Source organism: Candidatus Protofrankia californiensis, assembly GCF_900634765.1.
Classification (GTDB): Bacteria; Actinomycetota; Actinomycetes; order Frankiales; family Frankiaceae; genus Protofrankia; species Protofrankia californiensis.
This window is the reverse complement of record NZ_CAAAFT010000441.1, coordinates 12,956-17,572: the sequence shown is the minus strand read 5'-3', so window position 1 is coordinate 17,572 and position 4,617 is coordinate 12,956. Positions and strand designations below refer to the sequence as shown.

General features: G+C 69.1%; 4 protein-coding genes. 3 read left to right on the top strand and 1 reads right to left on the bottom strand.

Annotated elements, in window-relative coordinates:
* Positions 1 to 739 precede the first annotated feature (739 nt).
* Positions 740 to 1,279, bottom strand: a complete 540-nt coding sequence (locus tag DD1DGNOD_RS22835; RefSeq protein WP_131768508.1) for an SWIM zinc finger family protein — start codon at positions 1,277 to 1,279, stop codon at positions 740 to 742.
* 195 nt (positions 1,280 to 1,474) lie between these two features.
* Between DD1DGNOD_RS22835 and DD1DGNOD_RS22830 the strand changes: the two genes are divergently transcribed.
* The 3 genes from DD1DGNOD_RS22830 to DD1DGNOD_RS22820 all read left to right on the top strand — a co-directional run.
* The gene (locus DD1DGNOD_RS22830) at positions 1,475 to 1,831 is read left to right on the top strand and encodes a holo-ACP synthase (protein WP_131771008.1); all 357 of its coding nucleotides are present in this window, start codon (positions 1,475 to 1,477) and stop codon (positions 1,829 to 1,831) included.
* A 130-nt stretch (positions 1,832 to 1,961) separates the two neighbouring features.
* Positions 1,962 to 3,491, top strand: a complete 1,530-nt coding sequence (locus DD1DGNOD_RS22825; RefSeq protein ID WP_131768507.1) for an NAD(P)H-hydrate dehydratase — start codon at positions 1,962 to 1,964, stop codon at positions 3,489 to 3,491.
* 500 nt (positions 3,492 to 3,991) lie between these two features.
* Positions 3,992 to 4,617: alanine racemase (locus DD1DGNOD_RS22820; protein ID WP_206443377.1), on the top strand; the 626-nt coding region annotated here is incomplete at its 3' end.

The window sequence follows — 4,617 nt, the reverse complement described above, 5'->3', positions numbered from 1 at the left end:
GCCGCGAAACCTCGCCAAGTCCGTCACCGTCGAGTAGCTCTTCCCACTCCCGCATCGGCCGGGTCTTCTCCCGTGTCGGAGCGGTGGTAGGCCGAACTCGGGTTCATCCAGGTGGCGAACGGCGTATCTCCGTCGAGAGCAGTGCGATAAGTTGTCGAATATTTGATTTTTCAGAGTGAAATCAGTGACAATTGCCGTCCGTGAGTGTTGTTGTGTTGACCTGGATCAACGTCGGCTACGAAACTTTCTCCAGGCTCACGGACGGACTGGCCGGCTCCCCGGGCACGAGGAGCGCCGTCCCGGGCCGTAAGGGGAACAGAACCGATGTGCCGGCTCCTGCGAGCGACCCGGGGACTTGGGTCTCCCGGCGGCGCGAGAAAAACATGATCGTGCTGTCTTTGGCCCCGCTGGTCGTGGCCTGCCGTGGGCATCTCGCCCACGGCAGGCCACGGGCCGCTGCTGCCGTCCGTACCGCAGGCGTGTCTGGCGGGTGGTCGGCCAGCCGATGATCGTCGAGATCGTGCGGCTGGATCGTCCGACCGCTCGCTCACGCCTCACCCTGGCGGTCTAGGTCCTGCATCCGACGGGACCGTTGACCATCGCCGCGGGCGCCGTGACCCCGCGTCCGCGGCGACAGGTTGTCGCAGGCCGCAATAGGCTTTCGGAGAGAAATGCCCCTGATCAGGGAAAATACCTCTGTCCAGGGGAAACGCCCGGCCTGTGGTCAGCAGGCTCGGGCTCATCCGATCGGATGCGGACGCCGCCAGCGTGCCGCGGCCTCGCGCAGATCCATGGCCAGGACGTCGTTGACGGCGGCGAGGTCGACCACCAGATCGACCAGCGCCGGCCCCTCCAGGCTCTCGAGGAAGTCACGCAGGTCGATGGGTTGGCCGTCGGCGTCGTAGAAGCCGTCATCGGTGTGGTCGAAGTCGTCGCTGTCCTCGCTCGGATCGATGGCACCCGTGGCCACCAGAGCCAGCGCGACAGCATGTGCACAGAACTGTTCGACGGCGCCGGTCGGACAGGTACAGGTCGACCCCGGCGTCCCGTCGATCACTGACAGTTGGGTGTGGGTGAGCTGGTCGCCGTCCACGGTGCCGGACGCGCTGCTCGGCCGGATCCGTAGGTCGCCGACCCGTCCCTGCAATGCGAGGGCGACACCGCGGGTGAACTCGCCCAGACCCGCGAGGCGCGCGCACTCGTCCTCGTCGAAGACAGCATGCAACGGTGTGATGGCGATGTCGTCATGTCCGTTTGGCCCCGACTGGTTGACGATCATCGGGTAATTCTACGAGACATGCTGTCCGCGGGTGCGGGGCCCTGACAGTCGGCCGCAGCTCACGGCCGCGACTCACGGCTGCGGTTCACGACTGACATGATCTTGTAGCGGCTGTCGGCTTGTAGAGGACTGCGACCGGCAGCCGGTCCATGGCATGGACCGCCGGTCGCGGCCGTATGTGGGAGGCTCGGGCGCATGGCCGTGGTGGGTGTGGGAGTGGACGTCGTTGACGTCGAGCGGTTTGCCGCGACCCTGCGCCGGGCTCCCTCCCTTGTCGACCGCTTGTTCACTATAAGCGAGCAAAAGGTAGCAAGCAGTGAGAAGCTCGCGGCGCGTTTCGCCGCAAAGGAAGCACTCGCAAAGGCTCTTGGAGCACCTCCGGGCATGTCCTGGCATGACGCAGAGGTGGTCGGCGATCCAGGCGGCCGCCCACGGATCCGGGTGACCGGCACCGTTGCGGCCGTTGCCGACAGCCTGGCCATCCGGTCGTGGCATCTCTCCCTCACTCACGACGGTGGGCTGGCAGTGGCGTTCGTCGTCGCCGAAGGCTGACTACAAGCGCCGTAGCGTGACCTCCGGTCAACCATTTCGGGCAACCTCCCCGCAAGCATCGATCAACCTCCCGCAAGCATCGACGAGGTGGGCAGGACGCTCCGTCGGAGAAGACGAGAGCATGGGCGGCATGAGGCTTGCTCACACGGTCGCCCAGGTCCGGGAGGCCGAGACGCGGCTGCTCGCCAGTCTGCCTCCGGGCTTGCTGATGCAGCGGGCCGTGCATGGGCTGCTGTCACACGCGGTACGCCGGCTCGGGCGGGTGTACGGCGCTCGGGTCGTCGTTCTGGCTGGCAGCGGTGACAACGGCGGCGACGCGCTGTGGACGGGCGCGCGACTGGCTGCCCGGGGTGCTCGCGTGGACGTGCTTGCTCCGGGGGCCACGCATCCGGCCGGGACGGCGGCTCTGCTCGCGGCAGGCGGTCGCCTGCATGCCGTGTCCGGTCCCGATCCCGACCCTGCTGGTACGCAACCGCCGGGACCTGGCCTACCGGCCGGCGATGACACCGCCGCGCGTCTGCTCGCCACGGCTGATCTCGTCCTCGACGGTCTGCTCGGTATAGGTGGCAAGGGCGGCCTGCGTTCGGGACATGCCCGGCTGGCAGCACGTGCTCCCAGGGAGCGAACTGTCGCCGTGGACGTTCCGAGCGGGGTGGACTCCGACACCGGTGCGGTGGCAGGCCCGGCCGTCCACGCGAGCAGCACGGTGACCTTCGGGACCTACAAACGTGGCCTGCTGATCGGGCCGGGAGCGGAGCACGCCGGCCAGGTGGAGCTGGTCGACATCGGCCTCACCCTCCCGGCCGCGGACCTTGCCGCGTTGGACGATGCCGACGCGGACCGCCACCTACCCGTCCCTGGACCGGGGGACTCCAAATACACCCGCGGGGTGCTGGGTCTGGTCGCGGGCAGCGACGCCTACCCGGGCGCAGCAGTGCTCGCCACCGGTGGGGCGCTGCGAGGAGCCGCAGGCTACCTGCGAGTGGTGAGTACCCGCGTGGCCGCCGACCACGTACGCCGTGCGCATCCCGAAGCGGTGGTCACCCAGATCGACCCCGGTGACGCCGACGCCGTTGTCGCGGCCGGACGGGTACAGGCGTGGGCCGTGGGCCCGGGGCTGCCCGCGGACGACCACACCGCCCGGGTGGTGGCGGCTGTGCTGGCCACCGACATTCCCCTGCTGCTCGACGCCGGCGCGCTGGGCGTGTTGGCCGAGGACGCCCGGTGCGCCGGTGCGCTGCGGGAGCGCACCGCACCGACCCTGCTCACACCCCACGAAGGGGAGTTCGCCCGGCTCGCGGAGGCGCTCGGCTGGGACGCCGACACGACCGTGGGTGAACTGGCCGCGGACCGGCTCGCGGTTGTGCGCCGCTGCGCCGCCGAACTCGGTGCGACCGTGCTGCTGAAGGGAAACCGCACGCTGATCGTCGACCCGAACGGGCCGGCGCGGGTGAACACCACGGGCACGCCATGGCTCGCCACGGCCGGCAGCGGTGACGTCCTGACGGGCCTGTGCGGCTCGTTGCTTGCCGGTGGCTGCTCTGCACTGGACGCCGGCAGCGTGGGCGCCCATCTGCACGGCCGAGCGGCCTCGCGGGCGGGTCGGCCGCTGGCGGCATCCGACCTGCCTGCGCTTTTGCAGCGGCGCCGGCGGCCGTGACGGCTCGTCCGCCGACATCGAAGATCATGGCGACCTCTCTGAGCGATCCGGGGACCTGGGCCTCCGGCGACGCGAGAAAAGCATGATCGCGCCACCTTTGGCCCCTGAGCGAGACGTTCGAGCGACGCCTCCACGGTGATCTCCATATCTCTCGTGCGCCAGGCCCGCGGCGCAGCTGTGGATAACCGGCTTCTATCCACAGCCCTGGCCGGCATCCTCGGCATGGTGCTGCCGGCTGTGTTGTCATCGACATCCCGGCACAGCCGGTCGGGGCCACCGGCCACGAGCAGGGCGGACGGAATCGGGCTGTTAGTCGGAATCTGCTGGCCGGAATCTGCTGGCCGGAATGAGGTGAGGTGAGATGATCTCAAGATCTTCTGCCCCGGCGTCGGCGTCGGCGTCGGCGACTGGGATGAACTTGTTACCGTCGAAGCACAGCGCGCCACGACATCCCGACACGAGTCGACATAGCTGGCTGGGTAGGTCAGGAAGGCCTCCGGATGACACCGCAGAGTGATGGCCTGCGCGCCTGCGCCATCGTGGACCTGGACGCGGTCCGCGATTCGGTGGCGACTCTGGTCGCCTGTGCCGGGAACGCCGCGACCATGGCAGTGGTGAAGGGCGACGGTTACGGGCACGGGATGCTTGCATGCGCACGTGCCGCTGTGGAAGCGGGTGCAAGCTGGCTCGGGGTCGCCATCATCGAAGAGGCGCTCGCGTTGCGTGCCGCCGGCTTCACCGTCCCGATCTTCGCATGGCTCACCACCCCGGGAGAGCCGCTCGCCGACGCGGTCGCCGCTGACATCGACCTGTCAGCGTCGGCTCCCTGGGCGCTGGCAGAGATCGCCGCGGCCGCCCGGCTTTCCGGTCGGACCGCCCGTGTCCACCTCAAGGTCGACACCGGTCTCAGCCGGGGCGGTGCCACCGAGGCGGACTGGCCGTCCCTGTGCGACGCGGCGGCGGCGCTGGCCGCCGAAAACCTGATCGACGTGGCCGGTGTGTGGAGTCACCTGGCTTTCGCCGACTCGCCCGGCCATCCGACCGTCCATGGCCAGATCGGGCGTTTCGCCGACGCGGTCACCGTTGCCGAGAAGATCGGCCTGCGTCCGCAGGTGCGCCATCTGGC